At 52.5% G+C, this 22,835-nt stretch carries 17 protein-coding genes and 1 pseudogene; 7 read left to right on the top strand and 11 right to left on the bottom strand.

Annotation, left to right across the window (positions count from 1 at the left end):
• The first annotated feature begins 8 nt into the window (after positions 1–8).
• Positions 9–1,127 (top strand): AraC family transcriptional regulator, encoded by a 1,119-nt coding sequence (locus MWU64_RS11280; protein ID WP_247064443.1) that lies wholly within the window; start codon positions 9–11, stop codon positions 1,125–1,127.
• A gap of 359 nt (positions 1,128–1,486) precedes the next feature.
• Here MWU64_RS11280 and gspD read toward each other — a convergent pair whose 3' ends face one another.
• The 4 genes from gspD to MWU64_RS11260 all read right to left on the bottom strand — a co-directional run bounded on the left by gspD (position 1,487) and on the right by MWU64_RS11260 (position 6,832).
• On the bottom strand, positions 1,487–3,436 hold the full coding sequence (gene gspD, locus MWU64_RS11275; protein WP_247064441.1) for a type II secretion system secretin GspD: 1,950 nt from the start codon (positions 3,434–3,436) through the stop codon (positions 1,487–1,489).
• A 32-nt stretch (positions 3,437–3,468) separates the two neighbouring features.
• Positions 3,469–4,335, bottom strand: coding sequence for a type II secretion system protein N (locus tag MWU64_RS11270; RefSeq protein ID WP_247064439.1), 867 nt, complete (start codon positions 4,333–4,335; stop codon positions 3,469–3,471).
• 1 nt (position 4,336) lies between these two features.
• A complete protein-coding gene (gene gspN, locus MWU64_RS11265; protein WP_247064437.1) occupies positions 4,337–5,128 on the bottom strand; it encodes a type II secretion system protein N in 792 nt (263 codons plus the stop codon).
• 195 nt (positions 5,129–5,323) lie between these two features.
• Positions 5,324–6,832: an NAD(P)/FAD-dependent oxidoreductase gene (locus tag MWU64_RS11260; RefSeq protein ID WP_247064435.1), complete on the bottom strand. Its 1,509-nt coding sequence runs from the start codon at positions 6,830–6,832 to the stop codon at positions 5,324–5,326.
• Between the two features lie 161 nt (positions 6,833–6,993).
• On the opposite strand from MWU64_RS11260, the gene MWU64_RS11255 reads away from it, so the two are divergent.
• Positions 6,994–7,851, top strand: coding sequence for a metal-dependent hydrolase (locus MWU64_RS11255; RefSeq protein WP_247064433.1), 858 nt, complete (start codon positions 6,994–6,996; stop codon positions 7,849–7,851).
• Between the two features lie 59 nt (positions 7,852–7,910).
• On the opposite strand, the gene MWU64_RS11250 is transcribed toward MWU64_RS11255, so the two are convergent.
• Positions 7,911–8,753, bottom strand: coding sequence for an SDR family NAD(P)-dependent oxidoreductase (locus MWU64_RS11250; protein WP_247064431.1), 843 nt, complete (start codon positions 8,751–8,753; stop codon positions 7,911–7,913).
• A 242-nt stretch (positions 8,754–8,995) separates the two neighbouring features.
• Between MWU64_RS11250 and MWU64_RS11245 the strand changes: the two genes are divergently transcribed.
• On the top strand, positions 8,996–10,750 hold the full coding sequence (locus MWU64_RS11245; protein WP_247064429.1) for an SDR family oxidoreductase: 1,755 nt from the start codon (positions 8,996–8,998) through the stop codon (positions 10,748–10,750).
• Between the two features lie 19 nt (positions 10,751–10,769).
• Positions 10,770–11,759, top strand: coding sequence for a metal-dependent hydrolase (locus MWU64_RS11240; RefSeq protein WP_247064426.1), 990 nt, complete (start codon positions 10,770–10,772; stop codon positions 11,757–11,759).
• Between the two features lie 121 nt (positions 11,760–11,880).
• On the opposite strand, the gene MWU64_RS11235 is transcribed toward MWU64_RS11240, so the two are convergent.
• From MWU64_RS11235 to MWU64_RS11220, 4 genes are all read right to left on the bottom strand, one after another.
• Entirely contained in the window at positions 11,881–12,684 is an 804-nt protein-coding gene (locus MWU64_RS11235; RefSeq protein WP_247064424.1) for a MerR family transcriptional regulator, read from the bottom strand.
• Positions 12,685–12,873: 189 nt separating this feature from the next.
• On the bottom strand, positions 12,874–14,535 hold the full coding sequence (groL, locus tag MWU64_RS11230; RefSeq protein WP_247064422.1) for a chaperonin GroEL: 1,662 nt from the start codon (positions 14,533–14,535) through the stop codon (positions 12,874–12,876).
• Positions 14,536–14,610: 75 nt separating this feature from the next.
• A complete protein-coding gene (gene groES, locus MWU64_RS11225; protein WP_114333243.1) occupies positions 14,611–14,898 on the bottom strand; it encodes a co-chaperone GroES in 288 nt (95 codons plus the stop codon).
• A gap of 196 nt (positions 14,899–15,094) precedes the next feature.
• Positions 15,095–15,607, bottom strand: coding sequence for an FxsA family protein (locus MWU64_RS11220; protein ID WP_247064420.1), 513 nt, complete (start codon positions 15,605–15,607; stop codon positions 15,095–15,097).
• Between the two features lie 129 nt (positions 15,608–15,736).
• Here MWU64_RS11220 and MWU64_RS11215 point away from each other — a divergent pair, with 129 nt between their 5' ends.
• Together MWU64_RS11215 and MWU64_RS11210 are read left to right on the top strand one after the other, a co-directional pair.
• Positions 15,737–16,498: an SDR family oxidoreductase gene (locus tag MWU64_RS11215; protein ID WP_247064418.1), complete on the top strand. Its 762-nt coding sequence runs from the start codon at positions 15,737–15,739 to the stop codon at positions 16,496–16,498.
• Positions 16,499–16,520: 22 nt separating this feature from the next.
• Positions 16,521–16,813 (top strand): annotated as a pseudogene (locus tag MWU64_RS11210) (MGMT family protein).
• Positions 16,814–16,855: 42 nt separating this feature from the next.
• Here MWU64_RS11210 and MWU64_RS11205 read toward each other — a convergent pair.
• Complete coding sequence (locus MWU64_RS11205) at positions 16,856–18,370, bottom strand: fumarate hydratase (protein WP_247064416.1); 1,515 nt, start codon at positions 18,368–18,370, stop codon at positions 16,856–16,858.
• Positions 18,371–18,842: 472 nt separating this feature from the next.
• On the opposite strand from MWU64_RS11205, the gene MWU64_RS11200 reads away from it, so the two are divergent.
• The gene (locus MWU64_RS11200; protein WP_247064414.1) at positions 18,843–21,590 is read left to right on the top strand and encodes a hypothetical protein; all 2,748 of its coding nucleotides are present in this window, start codon (positions 18,843–18,845) and stop codon (positions 21,588–21,590) included.
• 88 nt (positions 21,591–21,678) lie between these two features.
• Here MWU64_RS11200 and MWU64_RS11195 read toward each other — a convergent pair whose 3' ends face one another.
• The gene (locus tag MWU64_RS11195; protein ID WP_247064412.1) at positions 21,679–22,737 is read right to left on the bottom strand and encodes a CaiB/BaiF CoA-transferase family protein; all 1,059 of its coding nucleotides are present in this window, start codon (positions 22,735–22,737) and stop codon (positions 21,679–21,681) included.
• Between the last annotated feature and the right edge of the window lie 98 nt (positions 22,738–22,835).

Genomic DNA, 22,835 nt, shown 5'->3' with positions numbered 1-22,835 from the left:
GAGACGAGATGAATTACTGGACGGGTACCGTCGCACTGATATGCCTTTGCATCGGGGTCATCCTGCTTTTCGCCAGTTTGAGCTGGTTTGTAAACAGGCAGCAGGACAGGCTTCCAATGGCATACCTGCTTGCTCTGGTGTGCCTCGTTATCCTTCAGTCTCTGGAATTCATGTACCAGGCCAGCGATTTGATGGAACGGTTTCCGTTCTTTCTCAAGCTTTTCGACCCGCTTATCGTGATGATGCCTTTCTGTATCTTCGGCTATATTCGAGCCATTCAGGGCGATAACGCGTTAAACAAGGCCGGGGATTGGTGGCTACATGCCGCGCCGATGATTCTGGTCGCTGCCCTTGCGATACCTTTCTGGAGCATGCCGGGGGAACTCAAGGTTCACTGGATGTTTAAGGGCAGAATTGCTGAGTCGCTCTGGCAACCGATCACGCTTTATGGCAATTCCTATTTGGCCGTTATTGGTGCTTCCAGTCTATTTTATTGGTGGCTGCAACGAAAAAAGGGCATCAATACTCGCAAGGCAGCCGTGCGTGAATGGGTGGGACATCTCCAGCTCATCCAGTTAATTATTGCTGCCAGTTTGACCATCAGAATCCTTGTCTACTTTGTTTTTGGTGAGAGTTTTTCCGTTGCCTTTGTACTGGCACCGACCACTGCCTATCTTACCTACCTGCTGTTGACCCATGCTCATCCACCCATGCACATACAGCGAACCGCACCTGTCCCGTTGGCATCAAAGGAATCAGCCAAGCAAAACAATCCAGCGCTTGTTGATGAGACCGACATAACACTTTTCAAAGAACTTGGTAATGCCATGGAAAGGGGGCTCTTCAGAGAGAATGCACTAACCCTCAGGGTGCTCGCTGAGACCTGTGGCACCACGACCCATCAGGCATCGGCTGCCATCAATCTTTGTACCGGTTCGAATTTCTATGAGTGGATTAATGGATACCGCATTAAAGCGGCTTGCGAGGCACTGAAGGATACGCGCCATAGCGTTACCGAGATCTGTTACGAAGTGGGGTTCAACTCGAAATCAACATTCAACACTGCTTTTCGCAAACAAATGGGCTGCACACCGACCCAATATCGCAAAAAACATTCGTCACAGTGAAGGTTGCGATACTACTGACTGCTCCAAAAAGTGCCTAGCAGATAGAACCAAACCTTAATCCTATATTAGTAACGCTCATTGTCAGACAAATCCGGAGAAGGGTTACGAACAATCGCCAGCGCTTTGTTGGTGTTCACGTGCCACATATAGTTAGTAAATCAGTCGACATGCAGTCTCCATCGAACCCTTTATTCAAGGTATCGCATAAGGTTACCCCAAATCCGAACGTTCGCTTTGCGACCAACGCAGCCCCCTCCGTCTTGACGCCAATCCCGAGCACAAAAAAAGGCCAGCTCCCGGCACGGCTCGTAAGCCTTGAAGTGTGCCGGGAACTGGCCCCCTTCATGCTTGATCAGTGTTTAATAGCGACGCCCATCAAACAGCATTTCCACTGCCGGTTCGGCATTAGGCTCCGGCAAGCCCAATTTCTCGCGAACCTCCAGATTCACATCCCACAAACGGTTGAACTTCTGCAGGGTCGCTGCTGCCGCATCTTGCTTTCCAAGCATGATGGTCGGGCGCAGGAACACCAGCAAGTTGCGCTTCACGCGACTTTCACTCTCAGACGAGAACAGCCGGCCCAAGTATGGAATGTCGCCCAACAGCGGCACCTTGCTCGTATTGACCTGATAGTCGTCTTTGATCAACCCACCCAGTACAACGGTTTCGCCGTCGTCTGCCAGCACGGTGGTTTTGATCTCCCGCTTATTGGTAATCAAATCGGAGGCTCCGGCTACGGTCGTCGCCGAAATATCCTCGGTTGTCTGCTCAACCACCATCCGCACCAGGCCATCTGCACTGATGGTTGGGGTTACTTTCAGTGACAAGCCTACGTCGCGGCGTTCTATGGTGGTGAATGGGTTGGTTGTGCCGTCGCCGGTGACCGTAGATTGCCCGGTGCGGAATGGCACGTTCTGACCCACAATAATTTCTGATTCCTGGTTATCCAGTGTAATGATACTCGGCGTAGACAACAGGTTTGCCGCCGACGCTGAGGACAATGCCTGAATCAGCACCCCCCAGGTAATTCCGTTCTCGTCACGGTTGCCCGCACCAATGGTGACGCCCGAACCTAGCTGAGGTACCACGTCGCCAACCAGCGCCCCGATTACGGAATTCAGGCCAACCATACCCGAACCGCTGGTCAGGTTGGTTCCCAGTACTGGCAGAGCCGACGCGGATTCGTCGCCAGCGGCCAGTTGCACACCGAGCTGGTCGCCCAGCTCATCACTGATCTCAACGATCGCCGCCTCGATCATCACCTGAGCACGGCGAACATCCAATTGAGAAACAATCTGCTCCGCTTCTTGCATCAAGGAAGGGTCGCCACGAACCACCAGGGCGTTCAAACCTTCATCTGCGAAAACAGCAAAGTTGTTGTTCGGGTTTCCTGCACTGCCACCGGTGCCGCCAGAGCCGCCACTTTCTTTAATGGCTTCGCCCATAACGCCTTTGAGTATTTCGGTCAGGGTTTTGGCATCGGCGTGGCGCAGGCGGATGACTTTGGTTGTGCCGCCGCTTGCGGAGGGCTGGTCCAGTTTGCGGATCAGCACTCGCATCTTTTCACGGAAGACTTCGTCGCCGCGCAGAATCAGGCGATTACTGCGTTCATCGGCCGTCACGTTGTATTTTTTGGCTACATTGTCGTTACCGGCACGGCCCAATTCACTTGGCGCCAATTCCTGCAGCAACTTCACCATGTCGCCAACCCAAGCTTCACGAAGTTGGATGACTTCCACCTCAGAACGGGAGGGGCTGTCGAGCTCACGAACGATCTGTTCGATGCGTTGAATGTTGGATGAGTGGTCACTCACGATCAGGGCATTGGCCGCCGCCACTCCGGCCAAATGCCCGTATTTAGCAACCAAGGGGCGAAGAATCGGCACCAACTCCAGCGCGTTGGCATTATCAATCTGGATAACCCGGGTAATCAGTTGTTCAGAGGGTGTTGCGTTAAACCGATCCAGTATTTCAGCGGATTGTTTAGCATCCACCTGTTGCACCACTTTCACGACCTCTTCGCCAGGAATGGCAGTAAAGCCGTGCACGTTCAGTACCGCCAAAAAGAGATCGTAAATTTCGTCTTTGTTCATCGGTGCGCTCGACAGCACCGTGACTTTGCCCTTCACTCGCGGGTCTACCACAAAACTGTAGCCGGTGATGTCCGCAACTTGAGTTACGAAGGCCCGTATATCTGCTTCCTTGAGATTCAGCCTCCACGTTTCTTCCTGCGCCTGTGCCACGGCCACTAACGGCAGCAGAAAAACAAATAAGAGTGCCCTGAGGATGTTTGTTTTATGGTTATACATCTGGCGGTATCGTCCTGTATTGAATTACCCGATCAGTTGCGCCATTGCTCGGGAATGGCGTAGCTGACCGTAAGTAGACTTCCGTTACGTTCTATTTCTATATCCAGCCGCGGCTGGCTGCGCCATTCGTCAAACAACGCTTTATCCTGTTCAAAATCGCCCAACCGCTGGCCATTCAATGCTGTGATCACATCACCGGGTTTCAGATTAACGGCGTTCAGCATGGCATTCGAGCCATCGTACACGTATCCGGATTGGCCATTGTCGCTGGCGGGGCTCAACCCGTAAGCGCGCAGAGCCGCTGCGCCCTGAGCATCCAGTTGAGCCCTGGCGCTGGCCAGAATGTCGTCAGGCGAACCTAGGGGACGAGATTCTTCCTTTGGTGTTTTCGCCACAATCCCGTCAACCCCGAGCACCTCTTCAAAGGCCAGCGATTCGTATCGCCCGCCTCGCCTGATTAATATGCGAGTGGGCTCAACTTCAGCAAGTTCTGCGTTACCCGGCAGCCTATCGCCTACCCGGTAGTATTCCGTTTCTCCGTTGCTTCCGGCAACTATAGCACCGGAGTCTTCCGGACGCCGCCCTATCAACACGCCTTCCAAGCGCAAACGCAAGCCAGTTTCCGGTGCGGTTTCTCGAATAACATCCGCAACACCGGCCTGAGACGCAGACCGGCCAAACAATTCGTACCCGGCTATCGGTGCCAAGCCACTGCCTAGTAAAGCACTCTGCGCGCCAGTTCCTTGCCCATACAATTCCGGCACAGGCTGCTCCGGCCAGGCATACAGCCAGGCAACCCGTGCAAGCTCCACTCCCAAATACATCACCAAAGCAAGGAGCAGCAGATTGGCCAATGTTCGAGACATTCGTTCTTGTGATTTCACGGACAAAACAGACATTTTATAAACCTCCCGGCAAAAGAGGTTGTTTAACCCGAAAAACCACATCGCTTGGGCTGCTGTTTTCAGACCAAGGCTGTTGCGCCAAATCCACCATCCGCTTGTACACACGAATTTCCATCATGCCGTCCCAGAGGATACTGGCATCCGCCGCGGGGCCATCACCGCCCTGCTCCGAAATATCTAATGCGACACCACCTTCTACCGTATCCAGGTTCGCCTGCATTGGCGGAAACTGAGCCTGACCGGTTTGATTCCCCATTGGCCAGGTAACCAAACCACCATCCCACCGCCCCAAGCCTTGGGCGTGTTGCAGCCGCTCATCAGCCCAACGCAGTTTCAGGCGATCAATAACCACCTTGCCGTCTATCATGGCCCCGCCGCTTTGGCGGATAAGGTCTTTAAATTCGGCAACGGTCACGATACCGTCGGCCTCAACTTCAAAATTGCCAGCCAAACTCACTGAGGCCATACCTTTCAAACGAGATTGCGGCGAAGAAACTGTGAATGCGAGTGGAAGGGTCAAATCAGTAAACGATGGCCAATCCAGTTGCCACTGTAGCCGCGCGGGGAATCCCGCCAAATGCACTTTCGCCGCACCACCCCACAAACTGCCCGACATTTGACGGACCTGTACCTGAGGCGGAAGGTCTATCTGCCCCGACACCTGATGCCAGGCCCAGCCAATCGGCATCCGAATAACAAGCGTCACCGCAAAGACAAACAGCCCAAGTAGCAACAGCAAGATGAACTTGCCGGGGCGAAAAAAAGGTTTTGGGGTATCTTCACTCATTGCATCGTGCACATTTGTAAGCCGGTTGCCGAGTCTAACAAACACAATTGCCAAGCGCATGATTAAAGCAACAAAAAACCCCGCGTGGATGTGATCCAGCGCGGGGTTTTCTATACAAACCAAAAAAGAGCAAAAAACTGAACTTTGTTATGCGTCAATTCTCGCGAGCAGAAACGATTACCCCCAGCCCGAATTTCAGGAAAACTTGAGTCCTACCGGGCCAAGCAAGGCCGCTATTGCCTTTTTCTTCGGATTTGCTTTAGCAAACCTCAGCCCAGGCTCGCTGCCCTTTGAAAAACGAATCACCGCGGTGTCGTGCAAATAACTTTGTATGACTTTCCACGGGCCACTATTGCCTTGTCTCGGCAACAAATGCCGGGCCCGTGCCACATATCCCGACTGCAAGTCTAGAAACGGCGCATCAGAGTAATCATCGCCCCGAGCTTCGGGGACGCAGTAAGGGATCCCGTGTTTATCCATATAGTTGATCAGGCGGCAGCAATACTCAGCTATCATATCGGCTTTTAACGTCCAGGATGAATTGGTGTATCCGAACGTCATAGAAAAATTCGGCAGGCCGCTGACCAGGGAGCCTTTATAGATCAGGCATTCACCGATATTTACAGCTCGCCCATCGACTACGGGCGTGACCCCACCAAATATTTTCATATCCAATCCAGTCGCTGTCACAACCATGTCTGCTTGCAGCACCTTACCGGATTTCAGCCGAATCCCTTGCTCGGTAAAGCTGTCGATATGATCAGTAACCACAGAAGCTTTTTTTTGCTTCAACGCTTTGAATAAGTCGCCATTGGGTACCGCGCATAGCCGTTCATCCCACGGATTATAGTGCGGTGAGAAGTGTGTCATGTCGAAATCCCTGCCCAGCTGGCGCTTGGCGGCCATCAGCAGAAGGCGCCTAACCGCTTGAGGCTTTTGTTTGGAAAGCCGGTAAACGCCAAGCTGGACACCAACGTTTCTTGCCCGAGCTAATTTATAGACCAGCTTCTCAGGCAAGACCTTTCGCAAGCCAATAGAAATATGATCTTTCTCCGGTACAGATGCCACGTAGCTTGGCGACCGCTGTAACATCGTCACATGCTCCGCCTGACCGCACATCGCAGGCAATAAGGTAACGGCCGTGGCCCCGCTCCCGATAATTACGACTCTTTTGCCTTGATACTGAATGTCGTCTGTCCATTTCTGCGGGTGAACAACCTCTCCCTTGAATTTTTCAATGCCCGGAAACTCAGGCGTATAACCCGAATCGTAGTTATAGTAACCCGTGCAACCCATCAAAAAATTGCACGTGAAAACATGTTCTTCGTTGCTATCTTTCAGAATAGCAATGACTGTCCATTGCGCTTTCGCACTATCCCACTCGACACGGACAACCTGCATTCCATAGGTGATTTTCTCTGTGATGCCGTACTCATGTGCAGTGTCCTTTATGTAGTTCAGGATCGAAGCGCCGTCGGCAATACTCTTCTCACTTGTCCATGGTTTAAAGCTATAACCCAACGTAAACATGTCAGAGTCTGACCGTATACCCGGATAACGAAACAGGTCCCAAGTGCCGCCCATAGACGATCGACTTTCCAGGATCGCAAATGTCTTTTGCGGGCAATTTCTTCTCAAATGAGCCGCTGCCCCTATCCCTGACAAGCCGGCCCCTATGATCAATACATCAACGTGCTTACTCATATTATCTCCGCGTCAACTAGCCCCACCACAGAATCACCCTCCGCACCCCACGATTCAATCAGAGTAAACGGAACCTGTAGACAATGCTACACTGGTCAATGTAACGTTGTACAGGAGATCAATTAGTGCACGTAATAAACCAACTCCAGTTGGAGGCTAATATGAGTCAGCCAAACACGAACACACCGATGTTAATGCCGACAAGACGCGACATTCGGTTCGCCTTGGACCCAAAGATTATTAGTGAGTGGCACTATTCTGGCGGCCCGGTTTTCACGACGTTCCTCAATATTTTTTCAACCATTCTTCCTGTCGGTGAGCGATTCTTTATCGATAGCGTTCGAGCCTACCGGGACAAGATTGAAGACCCTGAGCTGAAAAAAGCCGTCACAGCCTTTATTGGTCAAGAGGCGATGCATGGTCGTGAACATGAGGAGTACAATTCCGCGTTCTTAGCCAAAACGCCGGCCGCCAGAACGTTTGAACGGGTAGTGACCAAACTGCTTAAAAGCGCGACCAAGCATGCACCCAAATCTTTCGGGCTTTCATCGACGATCGCTTTGGAGCATTTTACGGCCCTGTTGGCTGACGGAGTGTTATCCGAACCACTTGCCACCGAAGGTGCGGATCCGCAATATGCCGCTTTGTGGCGCTGGCACGCTCTGGAAGAAACCGAGCACAAAGCCGTTGCTTATGACGTTTGGGATGTCGTCATGGGGCGAGGTGCAGGCGCCTACCTGGGCCGAAGTGCGGGCCTCGTGACTGCGACCGTGATTTTTTGGGGTTTAACGATTCCTGCGTTTATTGCAGCATTGCGCAATGAGGGACAAATCACCAACTGGGACGGCTGGAAGAACTTTTTCAGATACACGATGGGAGATATTGGATTACTGCGCCGTCAAATCGGCAACTATCTGGATTACTTTCGACCCGACTTTCACCCGTGGGATCACGACAACCGTGAGTACCTGCAGCAAATCGACCAGTTTCTCGCCGATCAGGAAACCATAGCCGCCTGACTATGAAGCGTCAGAACGCGGACTGTATGCCTTACAGTCCGCGCCCTTTCTCAGAATGACTACCTCGCTGTGAACGCCAGCGATTTTTCCACCAAGGTTTGATACGAGGCCGGCAACGCTCGCGCCATGACATCCAGAAGCTTGGCGTCTGGTCCGATCAGTATTCTGCGTTGGTTACTCTTCACTCCTTTCAAAATGACGGTCGCCGCTTTCTCAGCGGTGGTGATGAAAAGGCTCTCGAACTGATCGCGCATTTCCTCCGCGCTCGCTTGCTTACCGATACGCTCAACGCTTTTGTTCATTCGCGCATTTTTTGCGATGTTGGTTTTAATGCCGCCTGGGTGAACGCAGCTTGCTGACACTCTCCCTCCTTCCAGATCCAGCTCTTGTCTAAGCGATTCCGTAAATCCCCTCACTGCAAACTTTGAAGTGTTGTAAGCACTTTGAGTAGGTTGCGAGAACAAGCCAAACACACTTGAAATGTTCACCACATGCCCGTCTTCACCCGTCGATTTTAAATAGGGCAAGAACGCCTTGGTGCCATATATCACGCCCCACAAATTAATATTCAGGATCCATTCATAGTCTTCCAAAGGCGTTTCTTCAACAGTGCCGCCCATCGCCACACCGGCATTGTTAAAAATCAGATTTACCTTACCGTGATAACCAACAACGTTGTCGGCCCACTTGTTCATCGCCGCATGATCAGACACATCCAATACGTCGTGACACACTTTGACATCGAACTGTTTCAGCTCAGATACCGTTTTCTTCAACCCTACGGAGTCCACATCACTCAACGCGAGGTGGCAACCTTCCTTCGCAAGGGCTTTAGCAAGAGCTTGCCCTATACCAGACGCAGCCCCGGTCACGGCCGCCACTTTGTTTTGCAAACTTTTCATTGAGAAATACTCCGATAATCATGAATTAGACTGATTTTTTAAGGGGTACGTCAGCACATCAAGCGGCTCATATCCTCACAAGAACACCTTAACATTCTTAACATCAACGAATGTAACATATAACAGCGATCAGACCTGCCAGAACACTTTGCCTGCGCACCCGCCAAGTTTTACACATTATTTACCGAGCCACACCTTATTGTTACACTAGATAATGTAATAATAAAGAGAGAGATCAAGCCATGAACGAAAGCAGCCAATACATCGAGAATAAAGGGCTTCGTCTTCGCGTTCGCGAGTGGAACAAAAGCACCGATACGACCATCGTGCTTGTGCACGGTTACCCCGATTGCAGCCATATCTGGGACGCCACAATAGACGAGCTTGCAAAACGCTTTCATGTCGCCGTGTACGATGTACGCGGTGCGGGGAAATCCGACGCCCCCCAACGCACCAAGGACTATGCCCTGGAGCATCTAACGGCTGATTTTCGTACCGTTCTGGACGCAGTTAGCCCCGAAAAGCCTGTGCATCTTGTTGGCCATGACTGGGGCTCAATACAATGCTGGGAGTTTGCCACTCATCCCAACCTTCAAGAGCGCATAAAGTCATACACTTCAATTTCAGGCCCCAGTCTGGACCACGTTGGCTATTGGTTAAAACAAGGCCTGAAGAGCGGAGAACCTGCGAAAATTAACAAAATAGCCAAACAAGTCGCTCACTCATGGTACATCGCTGCGTTTCACCTTCCCGTTTTAGCCCCCACGTTATGGAAATCGGGACTGGATAAACTTTGGCCCCGTTTGCTTCAGCACGTTGAAGGTATTGCAGAATGCCCCTCTTCTGACAGTCAGCGGAAAGATGGGGCAGTGGGCGTTCGCCTATACCGCGCCAACGTAATCCCGCGAATAACCTCGCCACAAGAGAAGTCCACACAACTTCCCGTACAGCTTCTTGTTCCAAAACGAGACAAGTTTGTAACCCCAATGCTATTTGAAGACTTGCACAAGTGGGTTCCGCGACTTTGGTGCGAAGAAATCAATTGCGGACACTGGATACAGGTTAGCCATCCTGAGGTTGTAGCGAATCGTCTTTGTCGCTTTGTTGATTTCATTGAATCCGGCGTACCCGATAGCGATGCTCCATCCGGATTGGATCGCCACCGTGCTCAGGGAGAGCGAAAGGTATTCAGCGGCAAACTGGCGGTTGTGACCGGAGCCGGAAATGGCATTGGGCGAGAGACACTGCTCGAGCTCGCTAAAGCCGGCGCAGATGTCATCGCAATCGACATTGACCCTGATGCCGCTGCGCGTACCACTGAACAAGTAGGCCTTCTCGGTGCTCGAGCAACGAGCTATACCATGGACGTAGGAATCGCCGGTAGCTGGGATAAACTCGCACGCGAGCTCGCCAAAAAAGAACAAGTCCCCGACATTCTGATCAACAATGCCGGCATCGGGATGGCTGGCCCCTTTTTGCAAACCAGCCGCGCAGACTGGAGACGGATTCTCAATGTGAACCTCTGGTCTGTCATTCACGGCTCTCAGCTCTTCGGCAAACAAATGGCCGAAGCTCAAAACAGTGGCGTTATTATCAACGTCTCGTCTGCAGCAGCGTTCTCACCTAATCGTTCCATGAGCGCCTATTCCACCACCAAAGCCGCTGTTCGCATGCTTTCCGATTGTATGCGGGCCGATCTGGCCCATCACGGTGTCAGAGTCATCACTGTATGCCCAGGCATTGTGAACAGCGGAATTACCGATCGGACACGATTTGTGGGCAAAAGCGCTGAAGCCGAAAACGAAGACCGAAACCGGGCATCCAAGTTGTATGCCCGTCGAAACCTCAGCCCCGCAGCCGTCTCCACCAGCATTATTAAGGCATTGATAAATGACCAAGATGAGGTGCTGGTTGGCCCGGAAGCATACGGCCTGAACCTCATCGGGCGGGCCTCTCCGTCACTGAGCCGCTGGCTGGCAAAGCTAGAGCTGGCTTAACATCAACAGGAGATTAACAATGGCAACAACCACTGCTTCAAAAGCTAGCAAGTTAAACTGGCCGCGCTTTCAAAAACAGCAAAAAGGCTCTTCAAGCCCGCATTCTCTCACTCCGCGTCGTGTGGAATTCAACTGGGCAGACACGCCATTGGAATGGATTCCCGGGCAACCATTTGCGAGTTATTTCATTAATCAAATCAATATGATCCTGCCCGCTGGAGAATATTGGTTTTGCCGACTTTTTAACAAGGCCCTCCCACACATCACCGATGAGAAACTCCGAGAGGACGTTCAAGCCTTTATCCGACAGGAAGCCATGCACGCACGCGCTCATGGCGGCGCCGTCGAGGAATACTTGCAAAACCACAACATAGAAACGGCTCGAAATACCGATTTCATGGATAGTCTGTTCAAGGTGGCACTGGCCGACAATCCGTTTGGACAAAAAATTCCCAAACGATTAGAGCGGAACTGGCTGGTATTTCGCTTAGGTTTAGTCGCAGCCATCGAACACATGACGTGCGTTCTTGGCATGTACGCGCTAGAAAACGAAACGTGGGACGATGCTGGTGCGGATGAAGTGCTTCTCGATCTGTTGCGATGGCATGGCGCTGAAGAGGTTGAACACCGTTGTGTGGCCTTTGATTTATATCAGCACCTTGGCGGCAGCTATGTCTCTCGCTCCTATTTGGCGCTGATTACCTTCCCTCTTATTTTCGGATTGTGGGCCGACGGTGCAGCACATCTGATGAAACAGGACCCACGCTTCGCCAAAAAAAGACCCAGCATTTTCCGGCCGTGGATTTGGCGTGAATGGAGTCGCGCTGCGAAAACAGGTCATCTGCCAAGTCTGAGCTGGCTGACCCTGAAAGAGCTATCCTTTCTGTCACCGCTTTATAATCCCTCTAACGAAGGATCAACAGAACTCGCCTTGAACTATCTAAACGGCTCGCCCGCCTATCTCGCCACACAAAAGCCTGAAGCAAAGGCCATCGCCGAATCCGCTTGATGCATTAAACTGAACGCCAGTCACTTCTGAGCTTCCTTGCGGGTAGACCCCCTCTGCGAGGAAGCTCCTGCCGTTTAAAAAAACGTGAAATTCCGAACGAATCTGCCACGTAAAGTCAGTCTCATGATTGCTCCTCTTGCATGTTTTCTATTACAGCCGAGAGGCGATCGCCTAAGAAATTGCGTAGAGAGCGATTAAGAGCAAGCTCTGCTTCAGCCCGAATGGTCTGATGTGCGAGCGGACGGAGCCGCCAAATCAGCTGAGAAAGCTCTCCGATAGTCTCGGAGGGCGGTAGCTCATCCCCAAAATCGTCGAAGCGGGCCACAGCAATTTTTACCAAGCCGTCGGCGGCACGCTGTACATTTCCCCTCAAAAGCCGCAAGAGGTCGAGAATTTCTTCAAATGGCATGCCCAGCTTGATCAACTGAGCACCGGCTTCAATGAGCCTAGGGCTCGGTGCCACAAATTTAGTGCGTTTGCGTTCAATCAGGCCCAACTTTACGGCCTCATCAATCATGCTCTTGCTGTCACTATTAAGGCCAAACATCTTAATGAGGTCGGCAAGGCTGTACTCTCGGGGCGCTTCAGACGAGAAAGCAAGCGTGATCGCCTTCTCCAAGCCCAAGATGTCCTCTAAGTTTCGTCCGTCGGTCCATGCAGCGAGCAACTCGCGGATATTATCAATGGAATACCCACGATCTAGCAGGTTATTAATAATATCGAGTCGAGCGGCATGCGAGTCAAAGTAAACGCCCAAACGCCCGCGCTTTTCAGGAGACTCGAGAATCCCTCGGTCTTGGTAAGCTCGGATGTTACGCACAGTGGTACTGCAGCGGCGCGCGAGATCGTCGATTGTGTACTCGCCATCGGCCAACTGGCTTTTGCTCGTTTTTCGTCCGCGACGATTGCTGGTGGGATTATTCATAGTCCGCATTATATAACAGGCATGTTCCTTGGCAACTAACATCCCAGAGGTTATCGACCCTTTAGTACGCGGTAACGTGCCTACTATGACCTCGGCGGAGTTCTGGCCCGCCAACAAAAAAACCCCGAAAGCCAGAGACCTTCGGGGTTTCCGAACGCGATGGACGCGAGCGAATTAGCTACATGATGCTTACATCATGCCACCCATTCCACCCATTCCACCCATTCCACCCATGCCGCCCATATCAGGCATAGCGGCACCAGCACCTTCTTCAGCCGGTTCGTCAGCAACCATCGCCTCAGTGGTGATGATCAGCGACGCTACAGAAGCAGCAGCCTGCAGTGCGGAACGAGTTACTTTGGCTGGGTCAAGAATACCCATTTCCAGCATGTCGCCGTATTCTTCAGTTGCTGCGTTGTAACCGAAGGCCTTGTCGCCTTCGCGAACCTTCGCAACCACTACAGAAGATTCACCGCCTGCGTTGAATACGATCTGACGCAGAGGCGCTTCCATCGCGCGACGCAGAATGTTCACACCGGCTTTCTGCTCTTCGTTAATCGCATCTACATTATCCAGAGCTGCGATAGCACGGATCAGAGTTACACCACCACCTGCAACGATGCCTTCTTCAACGGCAGCGCGAGTAGAGTGCAGCGCGTCTTCAACGCGGGCTTTCTTCTCTTTCATTTCAACTTCAGAGCCAGCACCGATCTTGATCACCGCAACACCACCAGCCAGCTTGGCTACGCGCTCTTGCAGCTTCTCTTTGTCGTAATCGGAGGAGCTGTCTTCGATCTGCTTACGGATCTGCTCAACGCGGGCTTCAATGTCAGCCTGAGCACCAGCGCCATCGATGATGGTGGTGTTCTCTTTGGTGACGTTCACACGCTTAGCGGTGCCGAGGTCATCCAAAGTGGTGTTTTCAAGGGTCAGACCCACTTCTTCGGAAATCACAGTACCGCCAGTCAGAATGGCGATGTCCTGCAGCATTTCCTTACGACGGTCACCAAAGCCAGGCGCTTTAACCGCGTTCACTTTGACGATACCGCGCATGTTGTTCACAACCAGAGTCGCCAGCGCTTCGCCTTCGATGTCTTCAGCGATGATCTGCAGCGGCTTACCAGCTTTCGCAACGGCTTCCAGTACTGGCAGCAGTTCGCGGATATTGGAGATCTTCTTGTCTACCAGCAGGATGAACGGGTCGTCCAGCTCTGCAGACATGTTGTCCTGGTTGTTGATGAAGTACGGGCTCAAGAATCCGCGGTCGAACTGCATACCTTCAACCACGTCCAGCTCGTCGTCCAGGCCTCGGCCTTCTTCAACGGTGATCACGCCTTCTTTACCGACACGCTCCATGGCGTCAGCGATGATCTTACCAATGGTTTCGTCGCCGTTGGCAGAGATAGTACCTACCTGAGCGATGTTGCGGCTGTCGTCGCACGGAGTCGCCATTTCACGGATCGCTTTAACGGCTTCAGCAGTCGCTTTGTCGATACCGCGCTTCAGGTCCATCGGGTTCATGCCAGCGGTTACGGCTTTGATGCCTTCGCTAACAATAGACTGAGCCAGAACGGTTGCAGTGGTGGTGCCGTCACCGGCAGTTTCGTTGGCCTGGGAAGCAACTTCCTTAACCATCTGCGCGCCCATGTTTTCGAACTTGTCTTTCAGCTCGATTTCTTTAGCGACAGATACACCGTCTTTGGTTACGGTCGGCGCACCGAAAGATTTTTCCAGAACCACGTTACGGCCTTTGGGGCCCAGGGTAACCTTCACGGCGTCAGCCAGAACGTTTACACCTTTTACCATGCGCTTGCGGGCGCTATCACCAAACTGAACTTCTTTTGCTGCCATGTCTCTAATTCCTGTTCGTTAAACCGAAATTTGATCGATCGGATAAATGTTCGTTCGTGCGAGTCGCTTACGCGATCACTCAAGCACGCCGTAGATATCGTTCTCGCTCATGATGAGCAGCTCTTCACCGTCTACCTTCACGGTATTGCCGGCGTACTGGCCGAATACAACGGTGTCACCCACTTTGACTGCCAGTGAACGAGTTTCGCCATTCTCGAGAATGCGGCCGTTGCCCACAGCGATCACTTCACCCTGAGACGGCTTCTCTTTAGCGTTACCCGGCAGCACGATGCCACCTGCAGTTTTTTCTTCTTCTTCCTTACGGCGCACAACAACACGGTCGTGTAGCGGACGAATCTTCATTGCTCGGTTTCTCCAATAGTTAGATTAATGTGGCAATGACAATTGCTTGTTAAAAATGTCTGGCCGGAAACCCCGGACCCGACAAACTGCCCGGTCTCCAAACACCTGATAGCCAGAGCTTTTCGACCTGCGGCGAATCTGTGCAACTTAAATGGGGCTGCCCAATACGTTTTCAACACCCCACGATGAAATTTTTTTACTTTTTTTCCAGCTTGTCCCGGTCAGATTCGGTCTGATCCTGATACTCGCCTTCGATGATGTCGCCATCGGCATTGCGATCAAACGGACGCTGCGGGCCGAAGGGCCCCGAACCAAAACCGCCGCCAGCCTGAAAATGAAAACTTCGGCTTTGCCCTGCCACCACCATGCGCTTCATCGCTTGCCCGGCCAGCCAATGCCGTGTTCCCGGTAACAAGCAGAAGAAACCAAAAGCATCGGTAATAAAGCCCGGTGTGAGCAACATTGCACCACCCACTGCCAAAATCAGACCTTCAGCCACCTCTTTCGCCGGCAGCTCACCACTGTTGAGTCGCTGATTCGCCCTCAATAAGGTCTGCAGGCCCTGCTTACGTAGCAGCCAGGCACCAATAATGGCCGTTAAAAACACCAACGCAATGGTATTTAGAGCACCAATCATGCCCCCTACTTTGATGAGCACCACCAGTTCGGCAACGGGCATGACAATAAAAAGAAACAGAAAAACCGGCATATTGGCCTCGAGGTCGTGAATGTGTGTTCGGCAACGTCTGGTATACTCCGCGCCATACAAATAATGACTCAAAGCCACAGGCACACAGTTAATTCTTACCATCACTGAGAAACTAACTAAGGGCAAACTATGAAACTTCAAGACTCCGTAATCGCAATTACTGGCGGCGGCCAGGGTCTGGGCCGTGCAATGGCCGAATACTTGGCGGCTAAAGGCGCAAAACTGGCGCTGATCGACCTGATGGAAGACAAGCTGGCCGAATCGGTTGAAGCCTGCAAAGCAGCCGGCGTTGAAGCCAAAGCCTACGTGTGCAACGTGGCCAAGGAAGAAGATGTAGAGAATACATTCAAAGCCATCGTTGAAGACTTCGGCCAGCTAAACGGCCTGATCAACAACGCCGGTATCCTGCGCGACGGCCTGATGGTGAAAGTTAAGGACGGCAAGCTTGAGAAGCGCATGGAGCTGAGCCAGTGGCAGTCGGTTATCGACGTTAACCTCACCGGTGTCTTCCTGTGTGGCCGCGAAGCCGCTACCCGCATGATCGAAAATGGCGACAAAGGCGCAATCATCAACATCGCTTCTATTTCTCGTGCCGGCAACATGGGCCAGAGCAACTACTCCGCGGCCAAAGCCGGCGTGTCTGCCCTGGTACCGGTTTGGGCGAAGGAGTTGGCGCGTTACGGCATCCGCTGCATGGGCATCGCCCCCGGTTTCATCGAAACTGAAATGACCGCCTCCATGAAGCCGGAAGCGCTGGAGAAAATGACCGCAGGCATCCCGCTCAAGCGTATGGGTAAGCCCGAAGAAATCGCTTCAGCCGCCGCGTTCATCTTCGAGAACGACTATGTGTCTGGTCGTATGATCGAAGTTGACGGTGCGCTTCGCCTCTAGTCGGTGAATTGCGGAGTTCTAGGTGGACGAAATCGGTAACGAACCCACTAAAGAACAAAAGATCTGGCAAGTAGTGGCTGCAATCCCTCCGGGGAACGTGGCCAGCTACGGCCAGGTTGCCGCCATGGCGGGGCGCTGGGCAAATTGCCCGCCGGCCACAGCATTCCCTGGCACCGGGTACTCCGGAGCAACGGCCAGATCGCTTTTCCTGAAGGTACAGAAACCCGTCAACTGCAAACTGAAAAGTTGCGATTGGAAGGGGTAGAAGTAAACAAAGGAAAGGTATCTATGAAAAGGTTTCAGTGGCAGCCCTGAACCATCGCTCAGGGCCGCACTGATTAAAGCAGAAAACTCAGATTACACAGCCTTGGCTGCGATAATCTTCTCCTGCCACTCGACCGGGCCGGTCTGGTGCACGGAGCTACCACGAGAATCGACTGCCACGGTTACCGGCATGTCTTCCACTTCAAACTCGTAGATCGCTTCCATTCCCAACTCTTCAAAGGCCACCACTTCCGCACCTTTGATTGCCTTCGATACCAGGTAAGCGGCACCGCCAACGGCCATCAGGTACACCGCGCCGTGCTTCTTGATGGCATCAATGGCCACCTGACCACGCTCGGCTTTACCGATCATACCGGTCAAACCGGTTTTCTCCAGCATGGTGTCTGTGAACTTGTCCATGCGGGTAGCCGTGGTGGGGCCAGCCGGGCCAACCACTTCTTCGCCCACCGGATCAACCGGGCCAACGTAATAGATGAAGCGGCCTTTCAAATCCACCGGCAATTCTTCACCGCGTTCGATCATATCGACCATCTTTTTATGAGCCGCATCACGGCCGGTCAGCATCTTGCCGGACAGCAGAACGGTTTCACCCGGCTGCCAGTCTTTCACGTCTTCCGGGGTCACGGTGTCCAGGTTCACGCGGCGAACGTTCTCACCCACTTCCCAGGTGATTTCCGGCCAGTCGTCCAGGCTCGGCGGCGTTTGCAGAGACGGGCCTGTGCCGTCCAGCGTGAAGTGCGCGTGACGAGTCGCCGCACAGTTCGGGATGATCGCAACCGGCTTGTTGGCAGCGTGCGTCGGGTAATCTTTTACCTTCACGTCCAGAACCGTGGTCAAACCACCTAGACCCTGGGCACCAATACCCAAGTCGTTCACTTTTTCGAACAACTCAAGGCGCAGCTCTTCGGCACGGTTAGAGGCGCCGCGTTCTTGTAGGTCGTGAATGTCGATCGGGTCCAGCAGAGATTCTTTCGCCAGCTCCATCGCCTTTTCAGCGGTGCCACCAATACCGATCCCCAGCATGCCAGGCGGACACCAGCCAGCACCCATCTGTGGAATCATTTTCAGAACCCACTCTACAACCGAGTCAGACGGGTTCAGCATGGCAAACTTGGATTTGGCTTCAGAACCGCCACCTTTGGCGGCCACGTGCACTTCAACGGTGTTACCCGGAACCATCTTGTAATGAATGATGGCGGGGGTGTTGTCTTTGGTGTTCTGACGCTTACCATCCGGATCAGCCAGTACAGAAGCACGCAGAACGTTGTCCGGATGAGTGTACGCGCGGCGAACGCCTTCGTTGATCACGTCGTCCAGCGCCTTGTCGCACTCGAATTTCACATCCATACCGATGTTCACGAATACAGTCACGATGCCAGTGTCCTGACAGATCGGGCGGTGGCCCTGAGCACACATACGGGAGTTGATCAGAATCTGGGCCATGGCGTCTTTCGCCGCCTGAGACTCTTCCCTCTTGTAGGCCTCGTACACGCCCTGAATAAAATCCTTCGGGTGGTAATAGGAAATAAACTGCAGCGCATCGGCTACGCTTTCGATCAGGTCGTCCTGGCGGATTACGGTGGTCATAGTCGCCTCATCAGCTTTCTGATTATGGAAGTGCGCAGAACCGTCAAAGCAGCCCTGCTTATAAAGGAAGCGAGAGTTTACCAGAAATTTCGACACGCGAGGGATGCGACAGAAGGCGAAACAATCTATGACCTTGCTAGCCAGAATTTATAGGACATTCTGGGCATTTTCGAAACATTTTGTTAAATCCCGCAACAGCAGCTACCCATAACTCGACAAACCCCTAAAGGCGCTCTATTTTTCAAAGAGGCTACTCCAACTGTGCGAGGGTGGAGTTGCAACGCAGAATCACACTTTTGGCTGATCAACACTTGCCACTGTGTCGCTATAGTCGATGCTACAGAAATTGGCTTAAAGTGCTGGCTACGATTTCAGACAAATAAGCAGAACAGGCAAAAGAGCGGAATTCAGGGGCCGACCGGTTCCGTCTAAGCCGGATATAACGATACAACAACAGGAAAAGGTTCCACCCATGTTCAAGAAAACTCTAATAAGTCTTGCCGTGGCTTCTACTCTAGGGTTAACGGGCTGCTTTGATAGCAGCGATGACAACAAGAATGCAAACTCAAGCCCACAGAACACATCAACTGCTATCGATGGGAAGACCTGGCCGATTTTCAATCCGGCGACCAAGCAACTCCCAACACCTAACGACATTCTCTTCGCTCAAGAACTTGCAGCCGACGGGACCATGGCGGGCTCTAGCGATAACGCTGTTACGATCGGTTTAGACGCTCTAGACGGCGCTTCGACAGTCGCTCAGTTCGATATCAAGCTATCTGGGACCATCGAAAAAGACTCAGTGGACGGCCGAGTTCTCATTGAACAAGATGGAAACCTCATTCCTAATCCGACGCAAAATGTTTTTCTCTTAGGGTTAGACTTCCCTAGTGGCGATGCACTTCTGAATAACTCAGACCATTACATGAAGCTCGCAGATGATAACGGTATCACTCTACCTGAAGGCGTGGTACTTCCTGGCGAAACCCCAACTTTTGATCTGGGAATTTTGCTGAAGACAGCTCAGCAGTTGCAAGCAGCACTTGCCAATCCGGATACTCCGGATGCCTCCAAGCCGGCAATCGGCGCCCAGCTCATGGACATCGGCAAACAACTGCAAGAAAAAGCGATGGAGTATCGCGTCGAGGTTATTAACCTCGATGGCGGAACCGACAATGCGCTGAGAATTACACCTCTTCAGCCTCTCGACCCCAAAAAGAAATACCTTGTAGTTGTCACTAACGAGATCGTTGACTATGACGGAGATCCGCTCATTAACGACCCGGTATACAACAATATTTCTAGCGCCGAAAGCCCAGCTGATCTACTTAGTCAGCAGCTCGCTCCGCTAATCCCTGCGATCAACAGTTGGGAACAACTGGCAAGCGGTTATTTTGAGAATGTAACGAACATCGTGCGTAAGCAGGTTGGCCTCCCTGCTCTTGGTAATGACAACATTTCTTTAGCATTAACCTTCACCACCGGCGGAACCGCTGACGTTCTGGAAACAGCTGCAGCACCCGCACAATTTTTTTACCGGAAAGGGCTAACACAAACTCGCCAAGGAGCAATATTGCAGACGTTGGTTAGCAATTTGGACAGCTGGAGCGACCTTTCTCCAACTGAACAGTACACCCGCCTTAAAACTGCAGCAGAAACGGCAGTTGGACAAGCGGAAGCGGCAAGTCCGTCACTCGCACAAATTGCAGCCGGGACTGCAGCGAAGCTCAACTTACCGAGTCTAGGAGTTAGCAGCCCAGCACCAAGCACCATTTCAGTGTTCCCTGGGCGCATACCTGCACATGTAGCACTGGGGGAAAGTGCTAAGCCCACCGATATCCTAGTAGGGGGTATTACACTACCTTACTACCTAAGCATCCCAACAGAATCCAATCCTCAAGCCATTAATGCCCCGTGGGCCGCGTCGAGCAAACTTGGCATTAAAATCGACCCTAGCGGGAAAACCCCCCGTTCAGACAAAGTGACATATAAGTACCCCTTTGCTGACAAGCAGGGTGACGTGAGCGTGCCACTAATGCTTTCTGTACCCGATGAGGCTAAGTGCGGAGATGCCAAACCATGGGATGTTGTAATTTACCAGCACGGTATTTTTGGAAACCGCTCTCATAGCCTAGCTCTTGGCAATCAACTAGCAGATAACTGCTTCGTAACTGTAGCAATGGACCTGCCGCACCATGGCATTGCGCCAACATTGGCTACAGGCGGTGTGGACCCGTCTCTCGCGTTTGGTGCCGATAAAGCTCTAGACCCTAACACTGGTAAGATCGTGGACAGCCCGCTTCCGGTTAGCGAAAGACACTTTGGCTGGGGCCAGAAGAATGGTGCTCCAGTTCGCATGACGTACTCTCTTGATGCTGACAAAGCAGTCGGCTCATCAGGTCAGTTTTTCCTAAATCTCAGCAATTTACCCGTTGCTAGGGACAACCTACGCCAAGCGGTGGTCGACCTGCTCAATCTTAATGCCAGCCTTCCTAGCCTCAATGGCCTCGACCTTGACGATAACGGCACAGCAGGAGAAGACATCGACGTAGGAGGCAGTAGCAAGCTATTCTTCGCCGGACACTCTCTAGGTGGCATTGTTGGCACGACCTTTGTATCCGTTGCTAATGGCGCGTCACAAGATGCAACACTGGGCAATGCTAATATCAACGAAATCACAGCTGCAGCTCTAATCACTCCAGGAGCTGGAGTTGCCAAGCTGCTAGAGAACTCGCCAAGCATCAGCCCGACTGTCCTAGGCCAACTCGCGAAAGCTAGCCTCACTCAGGGCAGCCGAGAACTCGAGCTATTCCTCAATGTAGCCCAGGCATCTATAGATAGCGCAGAACCGCTTAACTTTGCTGCATCTCTAGCTTCCACCACTCCCGTATACGTAAATGAAGTGTACGGCAATGGTACAGACATCAAAACTAAGGATCAGACAGTCCCTGTTGCCGCCGATAAATCATACGGCGAAGCACTCAATAGCATTGAAGGCTACACAGCGCCACTCGGTCTTGCGAAACCTGCCCCACTTGCGGGAACTGAGCCACTGATCTACGCCCTCGAAGATTCCGGCGCAACGTCAGGGCAGACTATTGAAGTGAAGCGCCTTGCTTCGGGCAACCACTCAACGGTCGTGACGGCTCAGCCATTGAGTGCATTTTCGGAAATCGCAAATGATGTGATCACGTTCTTCGGAACGCAAGCTCAAGAATAGGACGAAGGGCCGCAATAACTGAAAAAGTAACGTTAAAGACAAAAAAGGAGGGGTAACCCTCCTTTTTTGTCGCTTTTAGGTAATACGATTAAGCGTATCTTATAGCCACCCCCAACTGCCTCTGCCCCAAACCATCCCCCCTGTCTTTCTCAACCACCATCCCCCGCGCCACAATCTGCGGATGCTCCGCCGCCTCCTCAATAGTCAGCACCGGCTCCACACACGCATCCACCTCCGCAAAAATCTCCCGCCATTCCGCAAAGGTTTTCTCAGCTACTTTTTGCTTTATGGCTTTCTTTAACGCCTGCTGCTGTTTTGGGTTTTGGCTAAGAGCAAAGCTCTTCATCTCGGGGATTTCTAGCGCATCACACAAGCGCGCCGAGAATTGTGGCTCCAGACTTCCGACAGACAACCAACGGCCATCACTGGTCTGGTAGTAGTCGTAGAAGGTGCCGCCATTGAGCATGCCACTCTCAGGCTTCTGAGTTTGGCCGCCTGCAATGGCGGCAGCACCTGCCATGGCGTTCATAGAAAAGGCCGCATCGGTCATGCTGATGTCAATGAAAGCGCCCTCACCGGTCTGCTGGCGGCGTATAACAGCTGCCAGAATGCCCATCACCGCGTGGTGGGAGCCGCCGGCTACGTCGGCAATCTGAATACCCATGGGCGGTGGCCCGCTGTCGGCCCGGCCGCAATGGCTGGCGACACCGGAGATGGCGAGGTAGTTAATGTCGTGGCCCGCGCGGTCTTTGTAGGGGCCGGTTTGGCCGTAGCCGGTGATGGCGCAATAGATCAGCTTAGGGTTAATGGCTTTGAGAGTCTCGTAACCAATGCCGAGGCGGTCCATCACGCCTGGGCGGAATTGCTCCACCACCACGTCGTACTCTTTTACCAGCTCTTTGATTTGGTCGGCGCTGCCCTCTTGCTTCAGGTTGAGCTGAAGGGTTTGCTTGCCACGGCCAAGATAGGAATACGCCGTGCTGAATTTGCCATCAAAGGGCGGAATCACTTTCACCAGATCCACTCTGTCTGGCGCTTCAACACGAAGTACTTCGGCACCCATATCGGCCAACATCATGGTGGCGTAGGGCCCAGGCAATAGCGTGCTGAAATCGAGGACTTTCAGTTCCTTGAGCGGGGCTGTCACGGCAATCTCCTGTCGTTTTGTTTGTCGTTATGAGTCGATGAACTCATGCTGCCGGTTTTTCGGGCCTCGGCCAACTACCCGTTTGGCCAATCCCATTG

This window comes from Marinobacter sp. S0848L, assembly GCF_023016065.1.
Taxonomy (GTDB): Bacteria; Pseudomonadota; Gammaproteobacteria; order Pseudomonadales; family Oleiphilaceae; genus Marinobacter.
This window is presented reverse-complemented; position numbering and strand designations above follow the sequence as displayed.

Coding starts and splice junctions, on each gene's coding strand:
- MWU64_RS11205 (WP_247064416.1), bottom strand. CDS start 18,370: ATGACCACCGTAATCCGCCAGGACGACCTGATCGAAAGCGTAGCCGAT.
- MWU64_RS11255 (WP_247064433.1), top strand. CDS start 6,994: ATGAGTCAGCCAAACACGAACACACCGATGTTAATGCCGACAAGACGC.
- MWU64_RS11215 (WP_247064418.1), top strand. CDS start 15,737: ATGAAACTTCAAGACTCCGTAATCGCAATTACTGGCGGCGGCCAGGGT.
- gspN (WP_247064437.1), bottom strand. CDS start 5,128: ATGAGTGAAGATACCCCAAAACCTTTTTTTCGCCCCGGCAAGTTCATC.
- MWU64_RS11200 (WP_247064414.1), top strand. CDS start 18,843: ATGTTCAAGAAAACTCTAATAAGTCTTGCCGTGGCTTCTACTCTAGGG.
- MWU64_RS11245 (WP_247064429.1), top strand. CDS start 8,996: ATGAACGAAAGCAGCCAATACATCGAGAATAAAGGGCTTCGTCTTCGC.
- groES (WP_114333243.1), bottom strand. CDS start 14,898: ATGAAGATTCGTCCGCTACACGACCGTGTTGTTGTGCGCCGTAAGGAA.
- MWU64_RS11280 (WP_247064443.1), top strand. CDS start 9: ATGAATTACTGGACGGGTACCGTCGCACTGATATGCCTTTGCATCGGG.
- MWU64_RS11240 (WP_247064426.1), top strand. CDS start 10,770: ATGGCAACAACCACTGCTTCAAAAGCTAGCAAGTTAAACTGGCCGCGC.
- MWU64_RS11235 (WP_247064424.1), bottom strand. CDS start 12,684: ATGAATAATCCCACCAGCAATCGTCGCGGACGAAAAACGAGCAAAAGC.
- groL (WP_247064422.1), bottom strand. CDS start 14,535: ATGGCAGCAAAAGAAGTTCAGTTTGGTGATAGCGCCCGCAAGCGCATG.
- MWU64_RS11220 (WP_247064420.1), bottom strand. CDS start 15,607: ATGCCGGTTTTTCTGTTTCTTTTTATTGTCATGCCCGTTGCCGAACTG.
- MWU64_RS11270 (WP_247064439.1), bottom strand. CDS start 4,335: ATGTCTGTTTTGTCCGTGAAATCACAAGAACGAATGTCTCGAACATTG.
- MWU64_RS11260 (WP_247064435.1), bottom strand. CDS start 6,832: ATGAGTAAGCACGTTGATGTATTGATCATAGGGGCCGGCTTGTCAGGG.
- gspD (WP_247064441.1), bottom strand. CDS start 3,436: ATGTATAACCATAAAACAAACATCCTCAGGGCACTCTTATTTGTTTTT.
- MWU64_RS11250 (WP_247064431.1), bottom strand. CDS start 8,753: ATGAAAAGTTTGCAAAACAAAGTGGCGGCCGTGACCGGGGCTGCGTCT.